Annotated in this window: 30 protein-coding genes; 28 read left to right on the top strand and 2 right to left on the bottom strand. The window is 36.7% G+C overall.

Translation table 11 applies throughout. The features are described from left to right. Window positions 1-146: 146 nt before the first annotated feature. From ACFSCX_RS17805 to ACFSCX_RS17790, 4 genes are all read left to right on the top strand, one after another. Window positions 147-398: a DUF2535 family protein gene (locus ACFSCX_RS17805; RefSeq protein WP_377929592.1), complete on the top strand. Its 252-nt coding sequence runs from the start codon at window positions 147-149 to the stop codon at window positions 396-398. A gap of 149 nt (window positions 399-547) precedes the next feature. Further along, window positions 548-1126 (top strand): SCO family protein, encoded by a 579-nt coding sequence (locus ACFSCX_RS17800; RefSeq protein ID WP_377929591.1) that lies wholly within the window; start codon window positions 548-550, stop codon window positions 1124-1126. A 231-nt stretch (window positions 1127-1357) separates the two neighbouring features. Further along, entirely contained in the window at window positions 1358-2185 is an 828-nt protein-coding gene (locus ACFSCX_RS17795; RefSeq protein WP_377929590.1) for a GDSL-type esterase/lipase family protein, read from the top strand. A 134-nt stretch (window positions 2186-2319) separates the two neighbouring features. Next, window positions 2320-3258: an FkbM family methyltransferase gene (locus tag ACFSCX_RS17790; RefSeq protein WP_377929589.1), complete on the top strand. Its 939-nt coding sequence runs from the start codon at window positions 2320-2322 to the stop codon at window positions 3256-3258. Window positions 3259-3349: 91 nt separating this feature from the next. Here ACFSCX_RS17790 and dat read toward each other — a convergent pair whose 3' ends face one another. Next, a complete protein-coding gene (gene dat / locus ACFSCX_RS17785) occupies window positions 3350-4177 on the bottom strand; it encodes a D-amino-acid transaminase (protein WP_377929588.1) in 828 nt (275 codons plus the stop codon). 28 nt (window positions 4178-4205) lie between these two features. Then, window positions 4206-5258, bottom strand: coding sequence for a DmpA family aminopeptidase (locus ACFSCX_RS17780; RefSeq protein WP_377929587.1), 1053 nt, complete (start codon window positions 5256-5258; stop codon window positions 4206-4208). Between the two features lie 172 nt (window positions 5259-5430). On the opposite strand from ACFSCX_RS17780, the gene ACFSCX_RS17775 reads away from it, so the two are divergent. The 24 genes from ACFSCX_RS17775 to ACFSCX_RS17660 form a co-directional block, all read left to right on the top strand. Next, window positions 5431-6210, top strand: coding sequence for an undecaprenyl-diphosphate phosphatase (locus ACFSCX_RS17775; protein WP_377929586.1), 780 nt, complete (start codon window positions 5431-5433; stop codon window positions 6208-6210). Window positions 6211-6250: 40 nt separating this feature from the next. Next, window positions 6251-6886 carry a hypothetical protein gene (locus ACFSCX_RS17770; protein ID WP_377929585.1) on the top strand — a complete coding sequence of 212 codons (636 nt, stop codon included), beginning with the start codon at window positions 6251-6253 and terminating at the stop codon, window positions 6884-6886. A gap of 114 nt (window positions 6887-7000) precedes the next feature. Next, window positions 7001-7135: a YjcZ family sporulation protein gene (locus ACFSCX_RS17765; RefSeq protein WP_377929584.1), complete on the top strand. Its 135-nt coding sequence runs from the start codon at window positions 7001-7003 to the stop codon at window positions 7133-7135. Window positions 7136-7337: 202 nt separating this feature from the next. Then, window positions 7338-8774 (top strand): NAD(P)/FAD-dependent oxidoreductase, encoded by a 1437-nt coding sequence (locus tag ACFSCX_RS17760; protein WP_377929583.1) that lies wholly within the window; start codon window positions 7338-7340, stop codon window positions 8772-8774. 350 nt (window positions 8775-9124) lie between these two features. Next, window positions 9125-9964: a Cof-type HAD-IIB family hydrolase gene (locus ACFSCX_RS17755; protein ID WP_377929582.1), complete on the top strand. Its 840-nt coding sequence runs from the start codon at window positions 9125-9127 to the stop codon at window positions 9962-9964. Window positions 9965-9990: 26 nt separating this feature from the next. After that, entirely contained in the window at window positions 9991-10974 is a 984-nt protein-coding gene (locus ACFSCX_RS17750; RefSeq protein ID WP_377929820.1) for a S66 family peptidase, read from the top strand. A gap of 112 nt (window positions 10975-11086) precedes the next feature. Next, window positions 11087-12088 carry an NAD-dependent epimerase/dehydratase family protein gene (locus ACFSCX_RS17745; protein ID WP_377929581.1) on the top strand — a complete coding sequence of 334 codons (1002 nt, stop codon included), beginning with the start codon at window positions 11087-11089 and terminating at the stop codon, window positions 12086-12088. A gap of 81 nt (window positions 12089-12169) precedes the next feature. Continuing rightward, on the top strand, window positions 12170-12292 hold the full coding sequence (locus ACFSCX_RS17740; RefSeq protein ID WP_377929580.1) for a hypothetical protein: 123 nt from the start codon (window positions 12170-12172) through the stop codon (window positions 12290-12292). Window positions 12293-12348: 56 nt separating this feature from the next. After that, window positions 12349-13272, top strand: coding sequence for an NAD(P)/FAD-dependent oxidoreductase (locus ACFSCX_RS17735; protein WP_377929579.1), 924 nt, complete (start codon window positions 12349-12351; stop codon window positions 13270-13272). A 112-nt stretch (window positions 13273-13384) separates the two neighbouring features. Continuing rightward, window positions 13385-14734, top strand: coding sequence for an aspartate aminotransferase family protein (locus tag ACFSCX_RS17730; protein WP_377929578.1), 1350 nt, complete (start codon window positions 13385-13387; stop codon window positions 14732-14734). An 11-nt stretch (window positions 14735-14745) separates the two neighbouring features. Beyond that, window positions 14746-15429, top strand: a complete 684-nt coding sequence (locus ACFSCX_RS17725) for a CoA transferase subunit A (RefSeq protein WP_377929577.1) — start codon at window positions 14746-14748, stop codon at window positions 15427-15429. Further along, entirely contained in the window at window positions 15414-16076 is a 663-nt protein-coding gene (locus ACFSCX_RS17720; protein WP_377929576.1) for a 3-oxoacid CoA-transferase subunit B, read from the top strand. Before ACFSCX_RS17725 ends, ACFSCX_RS17720 begins: the two co-directional genes overlap by 16 nt. Window positions 16077-16086: 10 nt before the next feature. After that, window positions 16087-17346, top strand: a complete 1260-nt coding sequence (locus ACFSCX_RS17715) for a peptidase (protein ID WP_377929575.1) — start codon at window positions 16087-16089, stop codon at window positions 17344-17346. A gap of 15 nt (window positions 17347-17361) precedes the next feature. Further along, a complete protein-coding gene (locus ACFSCX_RS17710; RefSeq protein WP_377929574.1) occupies window positions 17362-18786 on the top strand; it encodes an aldehyde dehydrogenase family protein in 1425 nt (474 codons plus the stop codon). Window positions 18787-19226: 440 nt separating this feature from the next. Beyond that, window positions 19227-20090 (top strand): putative beta-lysine N-acetyltransferase, encoded by an 864-nt coding sequence (ablB, locus tag ACFSCX_RS17705; protein WP_377929573.1) that lies wholly within the window; start codon window positions 19227-19229, stop codon window positions 20088-20090. A gap of 101 nt (window positions 20091-20191) precedes the next feature. Further along, on the top strand, window positions 20192-21595 hold the full coding sequence (kamA, locus tag ACFSCX_RS17700; protein WP_377929572.1) for a lysine 2,3-aminomutase: 1404 nt from the start codon (window positions 20192-20194) through the stop codon (window positions 21593-21595). Window positions 21596-21615: 20 nt separating this feature from the next. After that, window positions 21616-21891: a YokU family protein gene (locus ACFSCX_RS17695; RefSeq protein ID WP_377929571.1), complete on the top strand. Its 276-nt coding sequence runs from the start codon at window positions 21616-21618 to the stop codon at window positions 21889-21891. A gap of 194 nt (window positions 21892-22085) precedes the next feature. Beyond that, complete coding sequence (locus tag ACFSCX_RS17690; RefSeq protein WP_377929570.1) at window positions 22086-22727, top strand: DUF3885 domain-containing protein; 642 nt, start codon at window positions 22086-22088, stop codon at window positions 22725-22727. Between the two features lie 150 nt (window positions 22728-22877). Continuing rightward, window positions 22878-23114: a hypothetical protein gene (locus ACFSCX_RS17685; RefSeq protein WP_377929569.1), complete on the top strand. Its 237-nt coding sequence runs from the start codon at window positions 22878-22880 to the stop codon at window positions 23112-23114. A 119-nt stretch (window positions 23115-23233) separates the two neighbouring features. Continuing rightward, entirely contained in the window at window positions 23234-23479 is a 246-nt protein-coding gene (locus ACFSCX_RS17680) for a hypothetical protein (RefSeq protein ID WP_377929568.1), read from the top strand. 69 nt (window positions 23480-23548) lie between these two features. Then, on the top strand, window positions 23549-23752 hold the full coding sequence (locus tag ACFSCX_RS17675; protein ID WP_377929567.1) for a hypothetical protein: 204 nt from the start codon (window positions 23549-23551) through the stop codon (window positions 23750-23752). A 56-nt stretch (window positions 23753-23808) separates the two neighbouring features. Further along, window positions 23809-24126 (top strand): hypothetical protein, encoded by a 318-nt coding sequence (locus ACFSCX_RS17670; protein ID WP_377929566.1) that lies wholly within the window; start codon window positions 23809-23811, stop codon window positions 24124-24126. Window positions 24127-24277: 151 nt separating this feature from the next. Beyond that, window positions 24278-24442: a hypothetical protein gene (locus ACFSCX_RS17665; RefSeq protein WP_377929565.1), complete on the top strand. Its 165-nt coding sequence runs from the start codon at window positions 24278-24280 to the stop codon at window positions 24440-24442. Between the two features lie 166 nt (window positions 24443-24608). Continuing rightward, window positions 24609-25140 (top strand): helix-turn-helix domain-containing protein (locus tag ACFSCX_RS17660; RefSeq protein WP_377929564.1); only part of this gene is annotated, 532 nt, incomplete at its 3' end.

Below are 25140 nucleotides of genomic sequence, written 5' to 3'. Positions count from 1 at the left end.
GTTCGTTTTCTTTTGTATCAAGTTATGAATGCGCTTTCTTTATTGAAATAACGGAAAAAAATTTATAAAATCTTTTCATGAATCGACAGACTTCTTGATGGTTTTACAGTATAATATAAGAAACGGATAAAAAGAAGGTAGATAATTTGCTACTTAAGAGTCTAGAGTTTATTCATCAAAATGGACAAAAAGTCAAAGTCATGGAAATTCCAGTTTGGGAGGAAGATAATCTTACTTCATTAAGGGTTAAGTTAAGACTTCAGACGTTCATTACGAAGATTAGTAAAGACTCCACTCCAAAAAAAATGTACTCGTTTCGTGATCACTTAAAGAAAACGTTAAAGTGGCATGAGTACTCTGAAATTTATAAAACAGATATTCTTAAAAACAACGCTTAAGTTTTATAAATGGGAAAAACCTCCAATCAGGAGGTTTTTTACTTTGTCATTATCTTACGATTTTGTGACATCCATCATCTTTTTGTCTTTATATAGAAAAATTTGTTATGATAATCATAGTCTTTATGAATTGAGAAAAGGTGAGAAGAATGAAAAAGACATTTATTTTTGTAGTATTAGTAGTAGTATTAACAATCCTTTCTGCGTGCGGTAATTCAGAACAAGATGTGCCAAGTGATGCTAAGGTCGTCCAAAACTTTGAATATACGAACCAAGAAGGTCAAGCCTACGGGTTAGAGAATCTAAAAGATAAAGTTTGGATCGTTGATTTTGTTTTTACAAACTGCGAAACAGTTTGTCCACCTATGACGGCAAACATGGCGAAAATTCAAGAAATGGCAAAGAATAAAGGGTTATCCGTAGAGTTTATTTCTTTTAGTGTTGACCCAGAGTTAGATAAGCCAGAGGTTTTAAAACAGTTTGGGGAGCAATTCCAAGTTGATTTTACAAATTGGAACTTTTTAACTGGTTATACTCAAAAAGAGATAGAGACATTTGCAGCAGAAAATTTTGGTGCACACGTTCAAAAACCTAAATCAACGGATCAAGTAATCCATGGAACTTCATTCTATATGGTCGATCAAGACGGATATGTTGTAAGAAAGTATTCAGGTTTAGAAAATACTCCATATGAACAAATCATTAATGATATTGAATCCTTTCAATAATCCCATTCAAGAAAAACCCCATTTTTTGGGGTTTTCTTTTATTCATATCATTGGTAGAATACTGATTTGATAAAATGGCTTTCAATCCAGTTTGTTCAGAAGTGAACGTGCGTAGGTCGATGATTTGAACAAGTGCGATGTGATTCAAGAAAGAATGACACATTTGAATGGTCATCAAACGACTTTGTCCAAAGTACAATATATATATAAGCAGAAGAAGGAGGATAAACATTGCTTAGATTGATATTATTATTAGTTGCAGCTATTGTGTTTACAGTAATATCTAAGCCAAGTGACGGTTTCAATCGCCAATTTCTGATAAACGATTATCAAGTAACCAACATACAATCTTCAACCGTTATGAAACAAGTAGATGCAAATTTTTTTCCAATGGATATACATATTGTTGCAATCGGTGATTCATTAACCATCGGATATGGTGATTCCGACAACGGGGGATATTTAGCCACTTTAGAAGCAGAATTATTAAAGCAAAGGGAAATTAAGAATGTGACCATCGAAAATTATGGAGTAGGTGGCTTTCGCTCCACGCAGCTTGTTGATAAACTTGATCAATCCTCCGTTAAGTATGCGATACAAGATGCAGATATCGTTTTAATTACAATTGGAGGAAATGATATTATTCAAGTGGTACAGGAGAACTTCTTCCAGTTAAATCATGCACACTTTGAAGAAGCAAGTAAAAAGTATGTAAGCAATATACATGGGATGGTTGGAAAGATTAACGCCATCAATCCTAACAGTCAAATTTTCCTACTAGGTGTTTACAATCCTTTATCCGGGTTATTTCCATTTATTCCTGAGATTGATCTCATTGTTGAAAATTGGAATGAACAAACAGCACTTGAATTAGGAAAATATGAAAATACTCATTTTGTCCCTTTATTTGATGTTTTCAAAGGAAACGAAGAATTGTATTTATATGAAGATTATATACATCCCAACAATAATGGATACGAACATATAGCGAACCGAGTGTTTTCGTATTTGGAACAATATCAACATGAGTCTACTTATGTAAATGGGAAAATGGACTAAGCATATTGTAAAGTTTTTGTATGAATCATGTAAATTTTATAGCTTCTTGCAGGAAAAAGGATCAATACCATTTAATTATTTGTGGTGTAATAGGAGAGAGTCTATTTTAGTTGTAGGAGGCGTATTCCCACTTTATGATGGAAGCTAAAATTGAAAAGAAATTACTATACGAAAAATGGTGGAATAAATATCCTCGATTGAAAGATGTATTATTGAAAACGGGATTGTTTTTAAAATATCGAACCTTGAAAGTGTGTAAACTACCAAACAAGATATTTTTACCATCTTCCAGAATTCTCTATATCAATCCAACGGAGAATAGAGGAAAAGCACTATTGTTAACAAATGGTGTAACACAACAGCGATTAGCTAATTTTTGGCAGAAGGCAGTAAATGAACTGCACCCCACATTTGTTGTAGATATCGGTGTTAACTATGGGGAATGTCTCTTTTCCACAACGTATGATGAAATGACTAAAGTCTATGGGATTGAAGCCAATCATCAGCTATTACCCTTTTTAGAACAATCTAGGATTGAGCATCCTAATAGAGAACAGATTCAGATTGTGTATGCTTTTGCGACTGATCAGGAAGAAGGCACCCATTCTTTCTTTGTAGACAAAAATTGGTCTGGTACATCTTCAGGAACGAGAATAGTAGAACATGATATGGTCGAAGAGTACCAAGTCCCCTCAATTACAATAAACCAGTTGCTAGCAGATCAACTAACGAGTGAGGATACGCTATTATTTAAGATTGATGTTGAAGGCTTCGAGGCCTATGTGTTAAATGGTATGAATAAGGTGATTCAAAAGGCGAATCGTGTTGTGGGATTTATAGAATTTGATAGTGGCTTTATGAAACGGGCGGGAACAGACATGGAAGCCTTTTTCTCCCGTGTAAAAGAACATTTTTATGTGTATGCGTATATCCAGGAAAACCATATTCAAGATATTAGTTTAGTAACCTATGAGGAGTTAGCAGCTTGGTGGGAGACTGACGAAATTCATACAGATCTACTATTATCTACATTTCCACTGCCGGATCTATTAAAACAATTACGATATAATTAAAACGTAAGCAATGACCAAGTTTTTGGGCATTGCTTACGTTTTGTCTTTTTGTTATATGTGGATATTGTGTAGAACCTTTTTATCTTCCAATCTATTTTAAGGATTGAAATGCTTGTTGCAATTGTTTTGTAACCGTATGATCGGTTGGAAGTAGAACATCATCAACCTTATTGATTGGGAGTATCTCCGCCGTTGTACTTGTAATAAAGGCTTCATCGGCTGCTTTTAGAAAGGATGGGGAAAAATGTTCTTCCTTAACCTGTATCTTTAGCGTGTTAGCAAGCTGCAAGACAGCCTTTCTTGTTATTCCGTGAAGGATTCCCTTTGTTGCAGGTGTTGTGTAGAGAATTTCATCTTTTACAACAAATAGATTACTACTTGATCCTTCGGTTACAAAGCCATCCTTTACTAATATTGCTTCTTCACAACCGTTTTTAAAAGCGTGCTGTTTCGCAAGTACATTCGGCAATAAATTTAATGACTTTATATAACAATTTGCCCAGCGCTCGTCTTCGAGCATAAGAACTGGTACTCCATTTTGTTTCTTTTCAGGTGCAAGTTCTCGAGCGGGTCTAATAATCATGGAGAATACGGCAGGCGTGTCAGGAAATAAATGGATACGAGGAGCTATTCCTCTTGTAACTTGGAAATATACGTCAACATTATCTAGGCCTGAACGCTGAATCCCATCTAGAATAATGGCTTTCATTTCTTCTCTAGAATACGGAAGCTGGAGCATTATGGCATCAGCACTACGTTCAAACCGCTTTAAGTGATCTTCCATCATAAATGGTTTTTGATTATACACTCGTACAACCTCATAAATTCCATCACCAAATTGGTGGCCTCGTTCTTGAATAGGTATTGCTAATTCATCAGTTGAAGACAAAAAACGATCTTGATAATATGCAACCTCCATAATAAACCTCCCAAAATTGAACTTATCTTTACATTAAACGATTCATAAAATCTCGTAAAGAGTGAATTTTCTGTCCGTTTCGAGCGATTGTTGTAGTCGATGTGACTAATGAGTTTAAGATAGCTTCTTCTGTTGCATCTGCTACCGCTTGAAATACCTGATCTAAGTAATGATCTTGAATGATTGTTCGGTTTGACAGTGGTTCATCTTGTTCATGTTGTACTTTGTTTGCAGTTGTAAATCCAAGAACGATATCACCACTGCCATTGCCAATATATGATCCAGTTTTGGCAAGACCAACTGTGGCTCTTTTTAAAATCCGTTTTAATTGTCGTTCGGAGACAGGAATATCTAAAGCAACAATGATAATTATCGATCCCTTCTCAACTTCATTTCGAGTATCATTGATGAACTGTTTAATGGAAGGACCGATTTTTTTTCCATTAAGGAGAAGCTGCTCCATTTTTCCAAAGTTCGTTAGTGTAAGTACACCCACTGTAAAGTCAAAATCTTTTATAGAAAGAACCCTTGAGGAAGAACCAATCCCTCCCTTTAATCCAAAGGAAACCATACCGGTTCCAGCGCCAATGTTACCTTCTTGAAATTCTTCTGATGCATCATGAATACTTTGTAATACATCCTCTTTTGTAATTGATACATTCCGTATGTCATTAATAAGCATATCATTACACTCACAAACAACGGGGTTTACCGTACCAGTTGTTCGTCCAATTTCTGGATTTTGTTCTAATGAATAGTCAACTAGTGCTTGAATCCCAATGCCAATAGATAGCGTGTTTGTTAAAATTATCGGTGTTTCAATCGTTCCCATTTCATCAATTTGGATGAAACCAGTTGTTTTACCAAAACCGTTAATAGAATAAATAGCACTCATCACTTTTTCTTTAAATACATTTCCTGAATGTGGAAGTACAGCCGTAACGCCTGTTTGAATAGTCCCATCCTGGATGGTTTTATGTCCAACCTTGATACCAGCAACGTCTGAGATAGCATTTAATCGACCTGTTTTAAGCTGGCCTATTTCAATTTGATAGTCTCTTAATCTTTTTTGATTTAACATATTTAAACCCCATTTTCTCATTATTTACAAAGGATATTTTACAATCGTTTTAGGTTATTCATTAGTATTTTACCAAATCGAGTGAATACGTTCTACGATGAAAAAAATAGTTGTGTTTGTCCTAATTGGAGAATAAAATGGATTATCGAAAACTTTTTCAAGGGGATAATTTATGACGAAATTAGAGGCATTTATTCTTGGTTTAATCCAAGGTTTAACCGAGTTTTTACCAATTAGCAGTACAGGTCATTTGTATTTAGGACGACATTTATTTGGCTTAAACGAAGCAGGGCTATTTTTGGATACGATGCTTCATATCGGAACACTTGTCGCAGTCTTTGTTTTTTATAAGAATGAGTTTGTATACATGCTTAAACGGCCATTTAGTAAGCTTACATTCCTTTTAGTTGTAGGTACCATACCTGCAGTTGTTGTAGGATTAGCGTTTAAAGATTATTTCGAACAGATCTCTAAGACGGGGATAACAATCGGATGGGAATTCTTGGTGACTGGACTATTTTTATGGTTTGCAGATAGTATTAAAAATGGTTACAAAAAAATGGATGATATTTCATATACAGATGCATTTTTCATCGGTACGTTCCAGGCTGCGGCTATTTTCCCAGCAATCTCTCGCTCTGGGCTAACAATCGTTGCCGCTCTTATTCGGAAACTAGATCGTGAAACGGCAGCGTATTTCTCCTTCTTACTATCGACACCGGCTATCGTTGGAGCCATTTTATTACAATCCTTGGATTTATTTGAAGGGACTGTCGAAAACATTAGTGCTGGTTCATTAATGATTGGACTTATATCATCTGCAGTATTTGGATATATTGCTGTGAAATGGATGATTAACTATTTGAAGAAGCATTCTTTAAAAGTATTTGCCGTATATGTATGGGCACTAGGTCTATTAATCCTAACTCTGCAGTTTACAGGTATTTTTTAAAGATAGATGAAGCTTACTCTTTATAGGGTGAGCTTTTCCTATGATTTCCTTTATGGACTTTAATCTATATAATGAAATCAAAACTGGACGGGGGAATAGTGGTTTGTTATCAATTGATTTCATTAATCATAAATTCGATAAACAGGGGGATGTTACAAGCTTATTTATAAAAAGAGATATACTGACACTACATGAGGCGATATCATTTGTATGGAAACTTCCATATGGTAGAAATAGCCAGAGAGATCAATATTCACTCGTCCTGACAGAAAACCGAGGCACTTGCAGCACAAAGCATGCATTATTAGCAGCTCTTTGTTTAGAACAAAAGATTCCGATCACTTTAATGTGCGGAATTTATGAAATGAATGAAGAAAATACAAAGGGAGTAGGAGGAGTATTAGATTCTCATCATTTAAGTTATATTCCAGAAGCACACTGTTATTTGTACTACGAAGGAGAACGGATAGATATAACTACCTTTAATGATAATCCATTAAACTTTCCCTACATCATAAAGAAAGAAATTTCCTTACAGCCTGACGAAATTGGTGAAAAAAAGCTCGCCTTCCATCAAGCATACGTAAAAGAATGGCAAAGTAGCATGACGAGTTTATTTAGCTTTGAACAATTATGGAATATAAGGGAGCAATGTATTAAAGCGTTATCACAATAGCATTTTCATAAACCATAAAGATAATCCTTGAAAATAGGCATATGCACATACGATACAAACCCAATGGACATATGTTGTAAGTGTAAGGTGAAATAAACAAAGGAGTGAGCAACTATGCATTACGGTTATGACACTTGCAACATGGGATATGGATATGGTTATCCAGCATACGGATACAGAAATAACTTTGCGCTGATTGTAGTATTATTTATTTTATTAATCATCATCGGCGCAGCATATGTAAAATAATAGAGGTAGAGGAAAGGAGCCCGTTCATCATCACTGATGGGCTCTTTTTTAAATTTGTACAGAAAAACAAAAACACGAATGTTTAATGAGGTTTTAAAATAATTGTTCGCGATTACTGTTGACCGTGTGTAGAAGGTCTGATATAGTACTTAATGGTGTTAGAAAATAACTATATGTAGCCTTCTTACAAGGAGTGAAGATCATGAATAACAACTATGATGTAATTGTTGTAGGTGCTGGTCCAGCAGGTATATTTACTTGCTATGAATTAACATTGAAAATGCCTCATGCGAAAATAGTATTAATTGACAAAGGTCATGATATTTATAGAAGAAACTGTCCTATTTTAGAGAAAAAAATTGAAAAGTGCCCTCCGGCTGCAGGAAGAAAAGAGTTTGCAGGCTGTTTACCAGCTTGTTCGATTACGAATGGTTTTGGTGGGGCTGGCGCTTATTCAGATGGAAAATTCAACATTACGAGTGAATTTGGCGGCTGGATGACAGATTATTTAACTCCGTCTCAGGTAATAGACTTAATCAAATATGTTGACGGTATTAACCTCTGTCACGGTGCAACAGAATCTATTACTGACCCTTTAACCGAAAAAGTTCGTGAAATTGAAAAGAGAGGGTATGCAGCAGGATTAAAGCTGTTACGTGCACAGGTACGACACCTCGGAACCGAGCAAAATCTTGAGATCTTAAAGAATATTTATGAATACTTAAAAGAAAAAATTGATATGGTTTTTAAAACAGAAGTAGAAGATGTTGTAAGTGAAAAGATTGATGGGATTCAAGTAGTCAAAGGTATCCAATTAAAAAGCGGTGAAGAAATAAGAGCTGATAAAGTAGTGATCGTTCCTGGACGTGATGGTTCTGCATGGATGACTAAAATACTAAAGAAGCGTCGCTTACAAATGACTAATAATCAGGTCGATATTGGAGTTCGTGTAGAAACTTCAAATATTGTCATGGAAGAAATTAATAAACACTTATATGAAGGTAAATTTATCTTTAATACATCAGTTGGGACACAAGTAAGAACATTTTGTAGTAATCCATCTGGACACGTAGTAGTGGAGAATCATTCTGGAATTATGCTAGCTAACGGTCATGCCTACAAGGATCCGAAGCTAGGAAGTCAAAACACAAACTTTGCCCTGTTAGTATCACACAAATTCTCTGATCCATTTGATAAACCAAATGAGTATGCGCATGAGATTTCAAGGCTAGCAAATAGCTTATCAAATGGCGGACTTATCGTCCAAAAATATGGTGACATTTTGAAAGGGAGAAGATCCACGGAGAATCGTATTCGTGAAGGATTCTTAGAGCCCACTTTAAAAGAAGCTGTTCCCGGTGACTTAGGATTAGTTCTACCTTATAACACAATGAAAAGCTTAGTAGAAATGACAGAAGCGTTAGATAAAGTAACACCAGGATTGGCTTCAGAACATACTTTATTTTATGGAGTAGAAGCAAAATTCTATTCAGCTCGTCCAAAGCTTAACGACAAATTTGAAACCGAAATGTCTGGTTTATATGTAGGTGGGGACGGAGCTGGTGTAACAAGAGGCTTAGCACAGGCTAGTGCGTGTGGCGTGTGGATAGCGAGAGATATTGTAAACAGACTATCCTAAAAAAATAGAGGGAGAATCTCCTCCAAGCTGTCGAGAAAGCTCTCGGCGGCTTTTTCAACTTTGCAACAAACGACACTGAGGGTGTATATTGATGTACAAAGGATGCTGTTAATTCCATTTTTTCTTGAATAAAGGTCTGTGAGTAATTTTCTATTGGACATTTAGGTGAGCATGGACGATATGAAAATCCTTTCCTGTAAAAGAGTGCAATGCGAGTCCCTTCTGTGAAAATAAACAACGAAGTAATAAACTTATTACTTCGATTAATAATATAAAACCAATAGAATACTAGAATATTTCAATGGATTATACAAATATCAATAAGAATTAAAAGAGAAGGGGACCTATGGATGGATATATTTATATCTGATTTAGATGGAACGTTGTTACAAAAGAATGCCCAATTATCTCCAAACACAAAAAAAATACTCATTCAGCTTTTAAATGAGGGATTACCATTTACGGTTGCGAGTGCTAGAAGTGTGAAGTCAATTCAGACCATTATGAAAGATATTCCGATCTCCCTACCAATCATTGAATTTAATGGAGCCTTCTTATCCGATATAAAAACTGGAGAGCACCTTTTTATACATAATATCTCTCCTAATCTACTAGATGAAATATACTCACTTGGTCAGAAATTTGAATCATTACCTTTTATATCGACTTTTAATGGGAAAAAAGATTGTTTGTATTACCAAGACATACATAATGAGGGAATGGATTTTTACTTTCAAGAAAGAGTTCGAATGAAAGATGATCGTTTGCAACATGCCGTAATCTTGAAGGAAGCGTTTAGGGACCAAGTGGTCTGTTTTACTTTTATCAATCAAAAAGAAAAATTACAAGAACTATATGCAGAGATAGAGGGAAAAATAGGGGGACATGTCGAATTACATTTATTTGAAGAACTATACAAACCGGGATGGTACTGGCTAACAGTACACGATAAAAAAGCAACAAAGGATCAGGCCATCCAAACTTTAAAGAAGTATATAAATCTACCAAATGCTAAGGTCACCGTATTTGGGGACGGAGTCAATGATACTAAGATGTTTCATGCTGCTGATTATTCAGTAGCAGTAGATAATGCTTGCGCAGAGTGTAAGTACTCTGCAAATGAAGTAATAGGAAATCATTGTGAAGATAGTGTAGCCTTCTATTTAAAAAGGGTTTGGCAACAGAAATAGGATATAGACAAGGAGGTAATAGGATGATCATTCCAAAAAAACTTCAACGAGGCGACCACATAAGGGTCATATCACCTGCAACTAGCTTAGCTGTGATTACAGAAGAACAAAGATGCATTGCAAGGAAACGGTTTAATGAACTAGGAATATCGGTTAGCTTCTCTCGTCATTCAGAAGAAATGAATTCGTTTGGTTCCTCTACAATCGAGAGCAGGATCGAAGACTTACATGAAGCATTTCGTGATTCAAGTGTAAATGGAATATTAACCACTCTTGGTGGTTTTAATAGCAATCAATTGCTCAAGTATATTGATTTTGAGCTCATTCAGAACAACCCTAAAATATTATGTGGTTATTCTGATATAACAGCTTTACAAACAGCGATATATAAAAAAACGGGTGTAGTTACATATTCAGGACCACATTTTTCCACCTTTTCGATGAAATATGGATTTGAGTACACATTTGAACATTTTCAGAGAGTGCTCATGCAATCGAATGAGCCTGTGTCAGTAACACCATCGAATGAATGGAGTGATGATGCATGGTACTTGGATCAAGAGAATCGTCAGTTTGTTAAAAACGATGGCTGGAAGATCATTCAGGAAGGAGAAGCGGAAGGAGTTGTGTTAGGTGGGAACTTGTGCACGCTCAATCTTCTTCAAGGAACAGAATTTTTTCCAACACTACATGATATCATCCTTTTTATTGAGGATGATTATATGACCATTCCAGAAACATTTGACCGGGATCTTCAGTCCCTACTTCACGTCACGAGCATGGAACACCAGATAAGTGCTGTAGTAATTGGGAGGTTCCAGCAAAAATCTGGAATGACGATGGAGACACTACGAGAGATCATACATTCAAAAAAGGAGCTACACGACATTCCTGTTATCGCTGATGTCAATTTTGGGCATGTTTCACCTATTTTTACGTTCCCAATCGGTGGAAGAGCCCGTTTGAAGGTGGTGGATTCCTCAATCGGTTTGACATTCACTACGTTTTAATGGTCTATCGCTATAATTAGTTCGATAAAATTAATATCTTCGTTCATGTAATAGACGAGCATGGAATATAGTACAAAAAAGAGATTCTATCCAATGAAAGGGAGGCCGTAACATGAAATTATTGATTCTAGGTGGAACCAAATTTTTAGGTAGACATCTTGTAGAAGAGGCTATGAAACGTGGGCATGAAGTAACAATCTTTACAAGAGGTAAAACAAATGGTGCGATCTTTGACAATGTCGAAAAATTGAAAGGAGATCGTGATGGTGATATATCAATCCTAAAAGGTAGGAAATGGGATGCGGTTATTGATACGAGCGGCTATGTTCCAAGAATCGTGAAGGAATCTGCAACGTTATTATCAACTACGTGCAAAGTATATACCTTTATCTCCTCAATCTCCGTTTATAAAGATTTTTCTCATTCTGGGATAACAGAGGATGCTGAGGTTGCGACTTTAGATGATGAATCTGTGGAAGAGATTACGGGTGAAACGTATGGAGCACTAAAAGCTTTATGTGAACAAGAAGTAAAAAAGGTTTTCCCAGAAGGTCATCTTATCATTAGACCTGGACTCATTGTAGGGCCATATGATCCGACAGATCGTTTCACGTATTGGCCAATGAGAATTGGCGGAGGGGATGAAGTAGTGGTTCCCGAAGATAAAGATGCTCCTGTTCAATTTATCGATGCGAGAGATTTATCTTGTTTTATTATTCAACAGTTAGAGAAAAAGACGATTGGAACGTTTCAGGTAACAGGTCCAAAGGATACGCTGACGATGGGAGAATTTCTTGATGAAACCAAAGATTTAATTAATCCATCTGTTAAATTTACCTCTGTTGAAGATGATTTTTTCGAAGAGAATGGAATTCAATATTGGAAAGATATTCCTTTATATATCCCTAAAGGAAAGAATATGGATGGATTTTCAGCAGTTAATATTGAAAAAGCAATCCAATATGGCTTAACTTGTAGGCCGATTAGCGAAACAATTACGGATACGTACGCTTGGAAAAATTCAGAAAGCCCGGGAGAAGAGCTAGTAGTAGGCTTAACTAAATCGAAAGAAAAGGAAATTTTAGAATTGTGGAAGGAACTAAAAACATCTTAGCGTCTAGTGAATATATGTATACTTCTTCCATTACTGGAGAAACTACCTTCTATCAAACATGTTTGATTAGGAGGTTTTTTTATGCATATAAACGATTATGAGGCAAAAATTCTATATGAATCAAGATTATCTGAGCTTCAATCACAAAGAAATACCTCTCCTGTGATTACAAACAAGAAAACTAAAAAAAAGAAGACTAAATAACTGGTTTATGACCAGTTTTTTTCTGTCTAAATATTCTTTGGGAAGAGGTGATCAGTATGTTACAAACAGAATGCATCATCATTGGAGGTGGAATTGCAGGGCTCCAGGCTGCAATCCAGTTAGGAAGATATAAGCACGAAATTGTTGTTATTGATAAAGGCGAAGGAAGGTCCACGCTTTGCAGGTGCTACCATAATGTTCTTGGATGGCCAGACGGTATTGATGGAAATCAATTACGACAATTGGGAAAAATACATGCAGAAAAGTACGATGTACAATTCGTGAAGGATGAAATCATTACAGCCAAAAAAACAAATGATGGTTTTTCATTACAAGGAAAAGAAAGTAATGAATATACATGTAAATACTTGCTGATAGCTACTGGTATTCAAGATAATATTCCCCTTTCATTACCCAACCTAAAAGAGTGTCTAGGGATTTCCATCTATTTATGCCCGGATTGTGATGGATATGAAGTGATGAATAAACGTGTTGTGGTAGTTGGTGCAGGAGATGTTGGGGCTAATATGGCATTAACTCTAACCTATTGGACTGATCAACTAGTTTATATTAATCACGGAAATAAAGAAATGAGTCAAAATAAGCTAAATGAGTTATTGCAAAAGAAGATTGATGTTATTCATGAAAACGTAACAAGTGTGATTACCTCATCCCCATCTACGTTTTCTGGGGTTCAATTAGCTTCAGGGGCAGAAATAAAAGGCGAACGAGGATTTCTTTCCTTTGGAGGAAATGTCGTGAATACAGAATTACTGAAACAGCTGGGAGTAGAAAGGTTAGAAAATCATCATATTGCTCCTCATTCAAGGTCAAAGGAAACAAACATAGAAAATGTATGGGTTGCAGGTGATATTGTTGCGCATTCTGAACAATTAACAATCGCAATGGGAGAGGGTTCTCAAGCAGCCATATGGATACACAAAAAAATACTACAGCAAAGGGACAAATCAATTAGTTGATTGTCCTTTTTTCTACTTTTTTAAGGTGAATTGTTTTCCTCATGATTCGTTCAATTTCGGAATAAACTTTAAAACACAATACAAAAAGTCTAAATATGGGGGGAATAAATAGATGAACCATTCTCGCCTGATTAAGCCACTCCTTGATGGAGAGTATCCTGTAATTAGCCATGGGCTTGGCGTGTATTTGTATGATTTAGACGGAAAACGATATTTAGACGGTTCTTCTGGTGCTGTGACAGCATGTATAGGGCACGGTGTAAAAGAAATAAACGAAGCAATGCTCAAACAAGCCAATAAAGTAGCATTTGTATACCGTTCGCAGTTTACTTCAGAGCCAGCAGAAGAGCTTGCAGAAAAACTCTCTATGTTGTCCAAGCAAGTAAAGTATTGGTCCTTTCTTGTGAATAGTGGATCAGAAGCAACTGAAACAGCTCTAAAAATTGCGATCCAATATTGGCAGGAAAAAGGGATGAAAACCAAGCAAAAAATCTTATCTAGATGGATGAGCTACCATGGCATCACCCTAGGTGCATTGTCTATGTCTGGTCATCCTCTTCGTAGAACGAGATTTGTCCCGCTTTTAGAAGACTACCCAACAGTGTCCCCTCCCTATTGCTACAGGTGCCCTTACAACGATACCTTTCCAAACTGTAAGCTAAAATGTGCAACTGAGTTAGAACGAGCCATTTCGCGTATTGGCGCAGACCATATTGCGGCTTTTATTAGTGAACCAATTGTTGGTGCTGCTGGTGCTGCACTAACTCCTCCACCTGGTTATTATGAGGAAATCCGAAAAATATGTGATCAATATAATATTCTCTTTATCTCCGACGAGGTTATGACAGGTATCGGGCGAACAGGAAAGATGCTAGCACTGGATCACTGGAATACAGTCGCTGATATTGTCACATTAGGAAAAGGCTTGAGTGCAGGATATACGCCTGTTGCAGCTGTGTTAATTCAAGATCGCATTATCGAGCCGATTCAACAAGGTTCTAATTTGATTATGAGTGGTCATACCTTTAGTGGTAATCCTTTATCGGCCGCTGTCGCTTTAGCGGTCTTAAACTATATAGAAACGCATGACCTAGTCAATAAAGCACACGAACAAGGGCTTTATTTAGTTGATCAATTACTTTTGTTAAAAACAAAACATTTTCTCATTGGTGACATACGAGGTAAAGGATTATTAATTGGAATTGAATTCACTAGCAATCTTCAAAAAATTCCTTTTAAACAAGAAGTTGCTTTGACAAATTTAGTGCTTTCAAAAACAAAACAACGAGGATTACTCGTCTATCCAGCTGCATCAGGTGATGATGGTGTACACGGAGATGCAATCATTATTGCTCCGCCACTGACTATTTCAAAAGATGAAATTGATGAATTAGTATCGTTACTGGATCATGCATTGACGGATGTTACACAGGAACTCCAATTAAACGGATTATTAGCTTAGGGGGTGGTCTAATGGGGGAAGGAAAGTTAATCAGTATTCATGATGTATTAAACCAAATTAACGACGGATGTACCTTAATGTTTGGGGGATTTGGAGGTATCGGAACACCCCCAAGTATCATTGAGGGGATTATGAATAAAGGAGTCAAAAATTTAACCATCATTGGAAATGATACTGGTTTTCCGACAATTGGAATCGGTCCACTTGTTGCCAATCATCAGGTGAAAAAAATCATCACCTCACATATTGGTTCTAATCCGATAGCCGGACAGCTCATGACAAATGCAGAAATCGAAATCGAGTTTTCACCACAAGGAACACTAGCTGAACGTATTCGGGCTGGTGGAGTTGGGCTTCATGGAATCATTACAGATGTTGGAATTAATACAGTGGTTGAAGAAGGAAAACAAATCATCGAGGTAAATGGAAAGAGGTTGTTAATTGAAACAGCATTAATCGCAGATGTTTCGATTGTTTTTGCTCATAAAGCAGATCCATATGGAAACCTAGTATTCGATAAGAGTGCAAGAAATACAAATCCATTAGTCGCTATGGCTGGTAATGTAACATTTGCAGAGTCCCTTGAGATCGTACCACTTGGAGCACTTTCACCTGAAGAAATTGTCACACCAGGCTGCTTCATTAACGGTGTAATTGAAAGTGAAGGAGTGCATTGGAAATGGGTATGGGAATAGATTCACGGAATAGAATGGCGAAAAGAGCAGCTAAAGAAATAAAAGACCAAATGGTAGTGAATCTAGGGATTGGCATTCCCTCACTTGTTCCTAATCATCTCCCCATATCAAGGCAAGTGATGTTCCATGCTGAGAACGGGGTACTTGGGATGGGACCAACTCCAATTATGGGGCAAGAAGATGAGAATCTTTGTAATGCAGGTGGATACCCAGTAACAATCGTAAATGGTGCCTCCTATTTTGACAGTTCGATTGCGTTTGCAATTATCAGGCGTGGACTGATAGATGTGACGATATTAGGAGCTTTACAGGTAAGTCAATCCGGTGATTTAGCGAATTGGATTGTTCCAGGGAAGAAAGTGCCTGGTATGGGAGGAGCCATTGATTTAGCACAAAAGGCAAAACGAGTGATTGTCTTAATGAATCATCAAAATAAAGACGGGACTTCCAAAATAGTAAGTGAGTGTACGTTGCCATTAACCGCCAAGTGCTGTGTCAATTTAATTATTACAGATATGGCAGTAGTGGAGGTTACAGGTTCAGGCTTACTGTTAAAAGAAGTCATGCAGCCTTTTACGATAGAAGATGTATTAAAAAGAACAGAGGCAGATTTAGTAGTTGATGAAAATATCCAATATATTGAGTAAGGGGGAGAGTGTGTTGGATGTTGATATGAGAGTAAAACAGTGGTTACAGCTCCATCGTCTTAAGGGGATTCGGTTACTTCAACGACTAGTCCAAGAGAATAGCATTTCTGGACACGAAGCATCAGCACAAGCCATTGTGGTGGAGAAATTAAGAGAACTAGGCTTACAGATTGATATATGGGAACCGAATATTTCAAACCTTCAGCAGCATCCTTATTTTGTTTCACCTCGGACAACATTTGTTGGTAGCCCAAATGTTGTAGCTGTTAAAAAGGGACTTGGCGGAGGAAGATCGATTATATTAAATGGTCATATCGATGTTGTTCCAGAAGGGGATATATCTGGGTGGGAATTAGATCCTTTTAGTGCAAAAATAATAGATGGAAAAATGTATGGTAGAGGTACATCTGACATGAAAGGTGGCTCTATTAGCTTATTGTTAGCACTAGAGGCCATCCAAGCATTAGACATTCCGCTAAGAGGAGATGTTATTTTCCAGAGTGTAATCGAAGAAGAAAGTGGTGGTGCAGGGTCATTAGCTGCGATTACGAGAGGGTACAAAGCAGATGTAGCCATAATACCCGAACCTACAAACATGAAAATATTTCCTAAACAACAAGGCTCCATGTGGTTTAAGCTAGTTGTTAAAGGCAAATCCGCTCATGGAGGTACAAGGTATGAAGGAGTAAGTGCAATCGAAAAAGCCATGACCGTTCATCACAAAGTGTTAGAATTAGAGAAAACGAGAAATGCCACCATTCATGATCCTCTCTATCAGTCTGTTCCTATCCCTGTTCCTATTAATATCGGCAAAATATATGGAGGCAATTGGCCATCGTCAGTTGCAGATGAAGTGACGATGGAAGGAAGAATGGGTGTGGCACCAGATGAAAAAATGGAGAATGTTCAGAAAGAACTTGAAAAACATCTTGCGCTTTTAGCGGAGATAGATCCTTGGTTTAAGGATCATCCAGTGGAGCTTAAGTGGTTCGGAGCAAGGTGGGTACCTGGCACCATTGATAGTGAGCATGATGCGATGAAGGTTCTGTCAAAGCATTTCACGAAGGTGAAAAATAGAGCTCCGATTATTGAAGCGTCACCATGGGGAACAGATGGTGGCCTATTTACCCAAGTTGGAAATATTCCGACCATTGTATTTGGACCAGGCACGACAGAAGTGGCCCATTATCCAAATGAATATATCGAAATTGAAAGAGTATTTGATACAGCTGAAATCATCGCTAATATGATCATTGAATGGTGTCAGTAAAGTAGGGGGTAAAGTATGAGAAAACATCTTTGGATTCATGGAGAATGGAAGGAGACGACTGATTATCGAAAACACTATTCTCCCTTTTCAAACGAGTTAATTGCAGAAGTTGCTACTGCAAATATAGAAGAAGTAAATCTTGCCATCGAAACAGCAAGTGATGCTTTAAAAGAAATGAAAAAATTATCAGCACATGAACGGTCTTCTATTTTGTATAAAGTAGCTGAATTACTTCGTGGCCGAAAAGATGAGTTTGCAAGACTAATCACTTCGGAGTCAGCCAAACCCATTACGACAGCTATGGCAGAGGTAGAAAGAACCATTATGACCTATACGTTTGCAGCGGAAGAAGCAAGAAGAATCCATGGTGAAACGATTTCAATGGATGCTGCTCCAGGAGGCGAGAATCGGATCGCCTATACAATTCGTCAGCCACTAGGCGTAATCGCGGCGATCACGCCTTTTAACTTCCCATTAAATCTAGTTGCACACAAAATAGGGCCAGCCATTGCGGCTGGGAACACGATCGTATTAAAGCCAGCCACTCAGACACCCTTATGTGCGTATGCGATTGCTGAGTTATTCCATGAAGCGGGACTCCCTAAAGGAGCTTTAAATGTTGTATCTGGAAGTGGGGCGATCGTTGGAGACTGTTTAGTAAAGCATTCAAAAGTAAAGGCTGTATCTTTTACAGGAAGTCCCGAGGTTGGAAGTGACATACAAAAAAAAGCAGGCTTAAAGAGGGTATTACTTGAGTTAGGCTCTAATTCTGGAGTCATAATTGATGAAAATGTAAAGTTGGACAATATCATATCTCGAATTACAATGGGTGCTTTTTCATTTGCTGGGCAAGTATGTATCTCCCTTCAACGAATATATGTACATGAACATAGTTATGATGAATTCATTGAGTTGTTTAAGGACCATACAAAAAAGGTAAGGCTAGGGAACCCATACGATCCTAAAGTTGAAGTATCAACGATGATTAGCAAAGATGAAACGGATAGAGCTTTAAGCTGGATTAACGAAGCAGTCCAAAACGGGGCGGAAGTAGTCTATGGAGGAAATGTACTAGAAGGAATGTTACAGCCTACCATCCTATCGTTTGTTCAACAAACAGAAAAGGTCTCTTGCATGGAGGTATTTGCTCCGATCGTTATTGTGAATAAAATTTCTTCGATTGATCAAGGAATTAGTGAAATAAATCATTCTGAATTCGGATTACAAGCTGGTATCTTTACGAATGACATTGAGACTGCATTAAAGGCAGCCGACGAACTTGAAGTGGGTGGCGTCATGATCAATGATATTCCTACGTTTCGTGTGGACCACATGCCTTATGGTGGTGTAAAAGGAAGCGGATTAGGAAGAGAAGGAATTAAATATGCAATCGAAGAGCTCACAGAGCTAAAACTCATTTCATGGGTGAAAAAGATATAACTAGGCAGGATACTTCCTGTCTTTTTTTTATGAATTAAAAAGATAAGAAGTTTTACGTATAGGTTGTGTTAAAATTATTGCCGTTTATTATTCTTAGTTAATTGGAGGGAAGGGGCGAGACTCCTGCGGGAGAACGGATGAAGGTACACTCTTTATGCGATCACCCAATGGAGGATTCATGCTTTATAGAAACTCTACTAAATGCTGCCATGTCCTGTGGCTAGAGCAGCCAGCATCCTGTGCAATTGTGGAAAACGAGCTCCTTTTGCGGAAAGCAACAGCCATGTTTACTAGAGTCTCCGTTAAAGGTGAAATAGCTACAAAGTATTCTCCTCGAAGTAAGACCTACGTAACTATCAATTTGTAGCCAGCTAGATGTCTATTATCATAATACTACCTATTGCAACGTAAGATGAGATAAGTAGGTAGGAGGGATTTATATGCCATCAGAAGCTTTTTATGAACAGAAAGTGGCAGAAGGAGATAAATATTATATGTCTGTATGCTTGGATCATTTTAATCAGCGATTAAGGGTAGATGATTACCGCGGTAACATTCATAAAATTAGTATGGTCATCATGTCACTTAGTGCGGAATATGCCTATTCAAAGGCCATTGTTTACGCAAGGCGAGAGCATGTCCATGATTTTGTGGAAGCGGGCTTTTTATTAGAAGCCATTATAGAAGGTTATTTTAACGGCAGTCATGCCTATGCATTAACGAAGTATTTTGAACAAGGTAGAAAGAAAAGTGATAAATGGATTAAAGAGGATAACACCTTACACCAAGTACTAAAGCTGAAGAAGCTCACTACATTAAATCCTTTTCCTGAGGATTATGTGATGAGGAAAGCAACGTTAAGCGATGTGGATCAATTGGCTTCATTATATGGAGAAGTATTTCAAATTTATCCGACTCCGCTCAATAATCCAAGCTATATCGAAAAAATAATGAATGACAGCAGTATCTTTTTTCTTATTGAAAAAGAAGGGAAGATTGTAAGCGCGGCTTCTGCAACGGTCAATTCGCAATATTGTAATGCAGAAATTACAGATTGTGCAACACTCCCGGAGCATAGGGAACATGGCTTAATGAAGCATATCATGCTGGAATTGGAGCAGGAATTAATTAAACAAAAAGTATTTTCTGCTTATTCCATTGCACGTGCTTTGTCTTACGGAATGAACGCGGCGTTATATCAGCTTCATTACAAGTACAAAGGGAGAATGACAAACAACTGTTATATTTACGATAAAATGGAGGATATGAACGTCTGGGTAAAGGATTTATCAGTGGATGGGTAAGTCCAGTTGAAGTCACACAGCTTTATTCAAATGTTTAACCGAATTTGGGTCCTTCTCATATAATGTTTTAAGCAAGTAGGCTTAAAATAAGGAGGGTAAACATGAGACAAGATGTTTATAAACCAAAACGTCACTGGAAGGATATTGAGCTTTGGAAGGATGTTACAGAAGAACAGTGGAATGATTGGCTATGGCAATTAACGAATACGATTCGAACACTTGATGACCTACGTAAAGTCGTGAACTTAACACCAGATGAAGAAGAAGGAGTCAAAATCGCGACCAAAACGATCCCACTGAATATTACTCCCTATTACGCCTCATTAATGAATCCTGATGATGCAAGATGCCCGATTCGTATGCAATCTGTTCCCATTTCAAAAGAGATACTAAAAACGAAATATGACCTAGAAGATCCTCTGCATGAGGATGAGGATTCACCAACGCCTGGACTTACACATCGTTATCCAGACAGGGTGTTATTTCTTGTTACAAATCAGTGTTCGATGTATTGCCGTTATTGTACAAGACGACGATTCTCAGGACAAATTGGGATGGGAGTACCGAAAAAACAGCTAGATGCAGCGATTTCATATATTCGTGAGCATGATGAAGTAAGGGATGTACTCATCTCAGGTGGCGATGGACTATTAATAAATGATCAAATACTTGAGTATATTTTGAAAAACCTACGAGAGATTCCTCATGTGGAGATCATTCGGATCGGAACTCGTGCTCCTGTTGTATTTCCACAGCGAATCACAGAAAACTTATGTAACATCTTACAAAAATATCATCCAGTCTGGTTAAATACACATTTTAACACATCCATAGAAATTACAGAGGAATCGAAGAAAGCCTGTGAGATGTTAGTGAATGCGGGAGTCCCTGTCGGTAACCAATCGGTTATTCTTGCCGGTATTAATGACAGTGTTCCAATCATGAAAAAACTAATGCATGACTTAGTGAAAATTCGAGTAAGACCATATTATATTTATCAATGTGATTTATCAGAAGGAATCGGTCATTTCAGAGCACCAGTCTCAAAAGGACTAGAAATCATTGAAGGCTTACGTGGTCATACGTCAGGGTATGCTGTCCCGACCTTCGTGGTGGATGCTCCTGGTGGTGGAGGGAAGATATCACTTCAGCCAAACTATTTAATAGCTCAAAGCTCGTCAAAAGTAGTCCTTCGAAACTTTGAAGGTGTAATTACAACCTACCCAGAGCCAGAAAACTATGTGCCTGGAAAAGCAGATGGCTACTTTAAAGAGGTTTATCCTGATTATGAAAAGAAAGAATCCAAGATTGGAGTTTCGGGCCTCATGAATGATCAAGCGTTTAATTTAGTACCCGAAGGATTGAACCGATTGAAGAGAAGAGAGGAATATGAAACAAATCCAGAGCATTCTTCTTTAAAGGATAAACGTGAAAAACGTGATGAATTGAAAGAGAAAAAGTTCTTATCCGAACAAAAGAAACAACAGAGCACTGTTAATGAGTAATAAAGCAGGGGTGATACTAAATGAAATGTGAATGGTGTGGTTCTCCACATACTAGACATAGTGAAAATACCGTGTATTGGGAATTACCAGATGGCTCAAGGGCAATTATCATCACGAATACACCATGTATCATTTGTCTAACTTGCGAAATGAAATACCAAGCTGAGAGTAAAATTGATGAAATAGAAGAACAGTTGATGCTTATAAATACGAAGGAATTGCCAAATGAAATGACATACGAGGAATTAATGAATTACCCTAGGTGGTTGAAGAAGAATTATTTTGGTGGTACATGATGAGTAAGGTAAAACACTCCACTTCCAACTATGGATGGGGTGTTTTTATATATATTTGGAATAAACTTGGTTTTAAATAATTAACTTAAAAAGGAACAGAGGTGGAGAACTATGTGAATTATTTCACTTAAAGTATAGGGTCGTTTAGTTGAAGAAGAAATGGTAAAATTACAGTAACAAATTGAGGTGTAGATATGTTTTTAAATGACTATATGAATGAGAATTTTCCTAACTTAAATCTTAAACCACCCTTGTTTTATAACTGGGAAATAGGCATACGATTCGAGTTAGGGGAAGAGCGGGATAGAGAATATCATTACGAAAATAATCCTTATGTGCAGGGGGTTTATAAGAGGGCTGTTACGTTGTTTGAATCATTGCATTCACAAGACGAGGAAGTTTTTGTAGTAGTTGATGTAAATGATTTTGGAGATGGAAGAAGCTATAAGCAGAAAGGGAGGATTTTTGCTCCTTATATCTATGAAAAGTCAGTCTTATATAAAATAAAGCATACAGAAATTCCTTATATTTTCCCAGAAGGTGATGAAGTCGGAAAATATAAAACACATAGTTTTACCCTTGAATGTAAAGTATCTGATATAAAATACACTCCATTGTTAAAAGCAGTATGCAATCAAGATTTAGAAATCAAACCAAGTATTTTTCATAGGATATATTTTTTAAATATCAAAAGGAAAACCATTTTTCATGTGTACGATGATAGAGGATGTGATTTGCTTGCTACCTCAACTGAATCAATACGAGACATTTATAATGCATACAATGATTGGATATTGGATTACGACAAAGACGAAATAGATAAAGTATTTAAATAAAATAAAAAATATCCTTGTTGGAACTACCGGGGGCGTATCTGAAAGAAGCAGATACGCTCTTTCACTATTGGAGCAGGATTGTTGAGGAAGAGTATAAGGTGAAACCTAATTGAAAGTTGGTTCGTAGATATGTAAAAGGGAGTGAGAAGGTTGAAAAAATATGTTGTATTTATTTTAAGTTTTTCTTTGTTGTATATAGTATTTCAGGTTTTATCAGGTATGCTCCTGACAGCTCTTTATACTCCAGATTTTTCTTCAATTAACAATAATGTGAGTCAAGAAGTGGTGTTTGGACAGACTTCAATAATTCCATTTTTGGGAACTTTATTAGTCGCAACTTTGGCTTACTTTCTTTCTCAAAAAATATTTATAGCGAGTAATAAATAGTTTCACTAACGGGTAGCGATTATGTAATAACATAATCGCCTTTTTTATTTCTTTAATTGTTGTTGAAGATGTTTAAATGTATATTTATGGTAAAATCAATATAAAGGAGTGATTGTTAAATGAAAAAGGTCCAGTTATCCATTTTAATTGGTTTTGTGTTAGGCTTAGTAACCTCATATTTTACATTAGATTATAATGGTTGGACACTAAACCGAATGGATCCTAATGGTAAGGTTATGAGTTCGACAAGTGAACTGGATTTTAACCTTATCACAAATGGCTTTCTCCTTATTGTTGGATTTACTATTTTAATATATATCTTACTTACAGTAATCGAAAAAATTAAGAGATCGAAGTCATCTTAACTTGAATATTATTGCGATTGAAGACCAGATATAATTCTTAAATAAGGCAAAGTAAAGGGGAGAAGTAAAATGTGGGAGTTTCTTATAGGGAGATTAACAGCCTTAATGACATTAGGAATTGGAACATTATTGATTGTACTATTTCCTTTAGTTAAAAAAGAAAATACATACTTTGCTTGGATAGGTTTAATAATAGGGTGTTTTATTATTGCAATTCTTCTATTTTGGGTTTTTGGTAACGCAGTATACAGGGGACAATTTTTGGATACCTAAATAGTTGAGAGCTTTTTCAATTAAAGGATAGCTATAATCACAGAAGGGATGGCATTATGGAAAAAGAAAAACTGATTAAATTATTATTTGATGGAAAGATTGATGATGCTACCCGTGATGACTGTGCCATTTATCTTGCCAAGTTCATTGATGATGATGTTGTTGCAACATTAATCAATGTTGCTAATGACTTAAAGAATGAAGAAATGATAAGGGCTAGTTGTGGTGAATCATTAGCTGAAATTTGGATTGAAATGAATAAAATAGACTACGATGTTCTTAATAGCCTTGAAGAACCTGCTCGAACAGAAGTCCTTGGTTATTTTAAACATAACAAGCCTGAATGGTATTTAGAATATGAAAAGCGTTATTGAGCTAACGGGTTGCTATTATGCAATAATCGCGGGCACTTATTGAGCAGGATTAGTGCCTTCACTTGTTGAAGTATTGGAGCATAATATTAAAGAAGGAATATCGGCTTTACTATGGGAATTATGTCCTTAGAAAAAATTTGAGGTGACATAAGTGGGAATAATTGTTGTTTTGTTTTTATGGCTTTTAGCAGGTGCATTTGCATTAATAATTATTTATTATGGGGTAAAATACGGTATTGATAATTCTCAAACAAGTAAAGACATAAATAGAATTCTTCAGCTCTTGGAAGAAAAAACAAAGAAGGATGAAGAGTAATTACAATTCGAGAAGCTTTTGTATTTGATAATCTAAAATTGAGCCACTTTTCAAGGGTTTGATCACATAAAAAATGAGCCACATGATTTCCAAATTTAATCCCCTCTCTTATGATAGATAGTGACCAAACAATCTACATGAGAAGAGGAATAAAAGGATGATCAGTATGGCTCAATATCATAATATCAAATTTTTGATAGAGGTAGAAGGACTATCACAACGAAAGGTTGCAGAAAAGCTTGGTATTTCAAGGAATACCGTTAGTAAATATATCAAAGAGAATGAACCACCAACAACTATTCGACGTCAAACTATTTACGGTAATAAAGATTATTCCGAGGAAACAAAGCGTGTTTTACCTATCATTGATCAATGGCTAGAAGATGATTTGAAACATTGGAAAAAACAGAAACATACAGCTGCAAACATTTTTCGTAGATTAGAAAAAGAGTACGATTTTAAAGGATCGGAATCGAATATCCGTAAGATCGTAGGCAAACGCAGAAAGAAACTTCAGGAAGTCTTCATTCCTCTTGATTTTCAACTCGGCCACCAATTCCAATTCGACTGGGGAGAGGCGGATATTATTCTACTGGGTCGAACAATACGAGTATTCCTCTTTTGTATTCAGCTCTCAGCAAGTCGTGTACGATTTGTAAGAGCATACCTCCATGAAAAACAGGAAGCTTTCTTAGATG

Origin of the sequence: Bacillus salitolerans, from assembly GCF_042680805.1 — a bacterium.
GTDB lineage: Bacteria > Bacillota > Bacilli > Bacillales > SA4 > Bacillus_CJ > Bacillus_CJ salitolerans.
Note: the sequence above shows the minus strand (reverse complement) of the source record. Positions and strands in the feature narration are given on the sequence as shown.

Coding starts and splice junctions, on each gene's coding strand:
- ACFSCX_RS17725 (WP_377929577.1), top strand. CDS start 14,746: ATGGGGGAAGGAAAGTTAATCAGTATTCATGATGTATTAAACCAAATT.
- ACFSCX_RS17800 (WP_377929591.1), top strand. CDS start 548: ATGAAAAAGACATTTATTTTTGTAGTATTAGTAGTAGTATTAACAATC.
- ACFSCX_RS17760 (WP_377929583.1), top strand. CDS start 7,338: ATGAATAACAACTATGATGTAATTGTTGTAGGTGCTGGTCCAGCAGGT.
- ACFSCX_RS17740 (WP_377929580.1), top strand. CDS start 12,170: ATGCATATAAACGATTATGAGGCAAAAATTCTATATGAATCAAGATTA.
- ACFSCX_RS17735 (WP_377929579.1), top strand. CDS start 12,349: ATGTTACAAACAGAATGCATCATCATTGGAGGTGGAATTGCAGGGCTC.
- ACFSCX_RS17765 (WP_377929584.1), top strand. CDS start 7,001: ATGCATTACGGTTATGACACTTGCAACATGGGATATGGATATGGTTAT.
- ACFSCX_RS17695 (WP_377929571.1), top strand. CDS start 21,616: ATGAAATGTGAATGGTGTGGTTCTCCACATACTAGACATAGTGAAAAT.
- ACFSCX_RS17775 (WP_377929586.1), top strand. CDS start 5,431: ATGACGAAATTAGAGGCATTTATTCTTGGTTTAATCCAAGGTTTAACC.
- ACFSCX_RS17755 (WP_377929582.1), top strand. CDS start 9,125: ATGGATATATTTATATCTGATTTAGATGGAACGTTGTTACAAAAGAAT.
- ACFSCX_RS17730 (WP_377929578.1), top strand. CDS start 13,385: ATGAACCATTCTCGCCTGATTAAGCCACTCCTTGATGGAGAGTATCCT.
- ACFSCX_RS17780 (WP_377929587.1), bottom strand. CDS start 5,258: ATGTTAAATCAAAAAAGATTAAGAGACTATCAAATTGAAATAGGCCAG.
- ACFSCX_RS17690 (WP_377929570.1), top strand. CDS start 22,086: ATGTTTTTAAATGACTATATGAATGAGAATTTTCCTAACTTAAATCTT.
- ACFSCX_RS17720 (WP_377929576.1), top strand. CDS start 15,414: ATGGGTATGGGAATAGATTCACGGAATAGAATGGCGAAAAGAGCAGCT.
- ACFSCX_RS17790 (WP_377929589.1), top strand. CDS start 2,320: ATGATGGAAGCTAAAATTGAAAAGAAATTACTATACGAAAAATGGTGG.
- ACFSCX_RS17770 (WP_377929585.1), top strand. CDS start 6,251: ATGATTTCCTTTATGGACTTTAATCTATATAATGAAATCAAAACTGGA.
- ACFSCX_RS17670 (WP_377929566.1), top strand. CDS start 23,809: ATGGAAAAAGAAAAACTGATTAAATTATTATTTGATGGAAAGATTGAT.
- ACFSCX_RS17680 (WP_377929568.1), top strand. CDS start 23,234: ATGAAAAAGGTCCAGTTATCCATTTTAATTGGTTTTGTGTTAGGCTTA.
- ACFSCX_RS17710 (WP_377929574.1), top strand. CDS start 17,362: ATGAGAAAACATCTTTGGATTCATGGAGAATGGAAGGAGACGACTGAT.
- ACFSCX_RS17745 (WP_377929581.1), top strand. CDS start 11,087: ATGAAATTATTGATTCTAGGTGGAACCAAATTTTTAGGTAGACATCTT.
- dat (WP_377929588.1), bottom strand. CDS start 4,177: ATGGAGGTTGCATATTATCAAGATCGTTTTTTGTCTTCAACTGATGAA.
- ACFSCX_RS17675 (WP_377929567.1), top strand. CDS start 23,549: ATGTGGGAGTTTCTTATAGGGAGATTAACAGCCTTAATGACATTAGGA.
- ablB (WP_377929573.1), top strand. CDS start 19,227: ATGCCATCAGAAGCTTTTTATGAACAGAAAGTGGCAGAAGGAGATAAA.
- kamA (WP_377929572.1), top strand. CDS start 20,192: ATGAGACAAGATGTTTATAAACCAAAACGTCACTGGAAGGATATTGAG.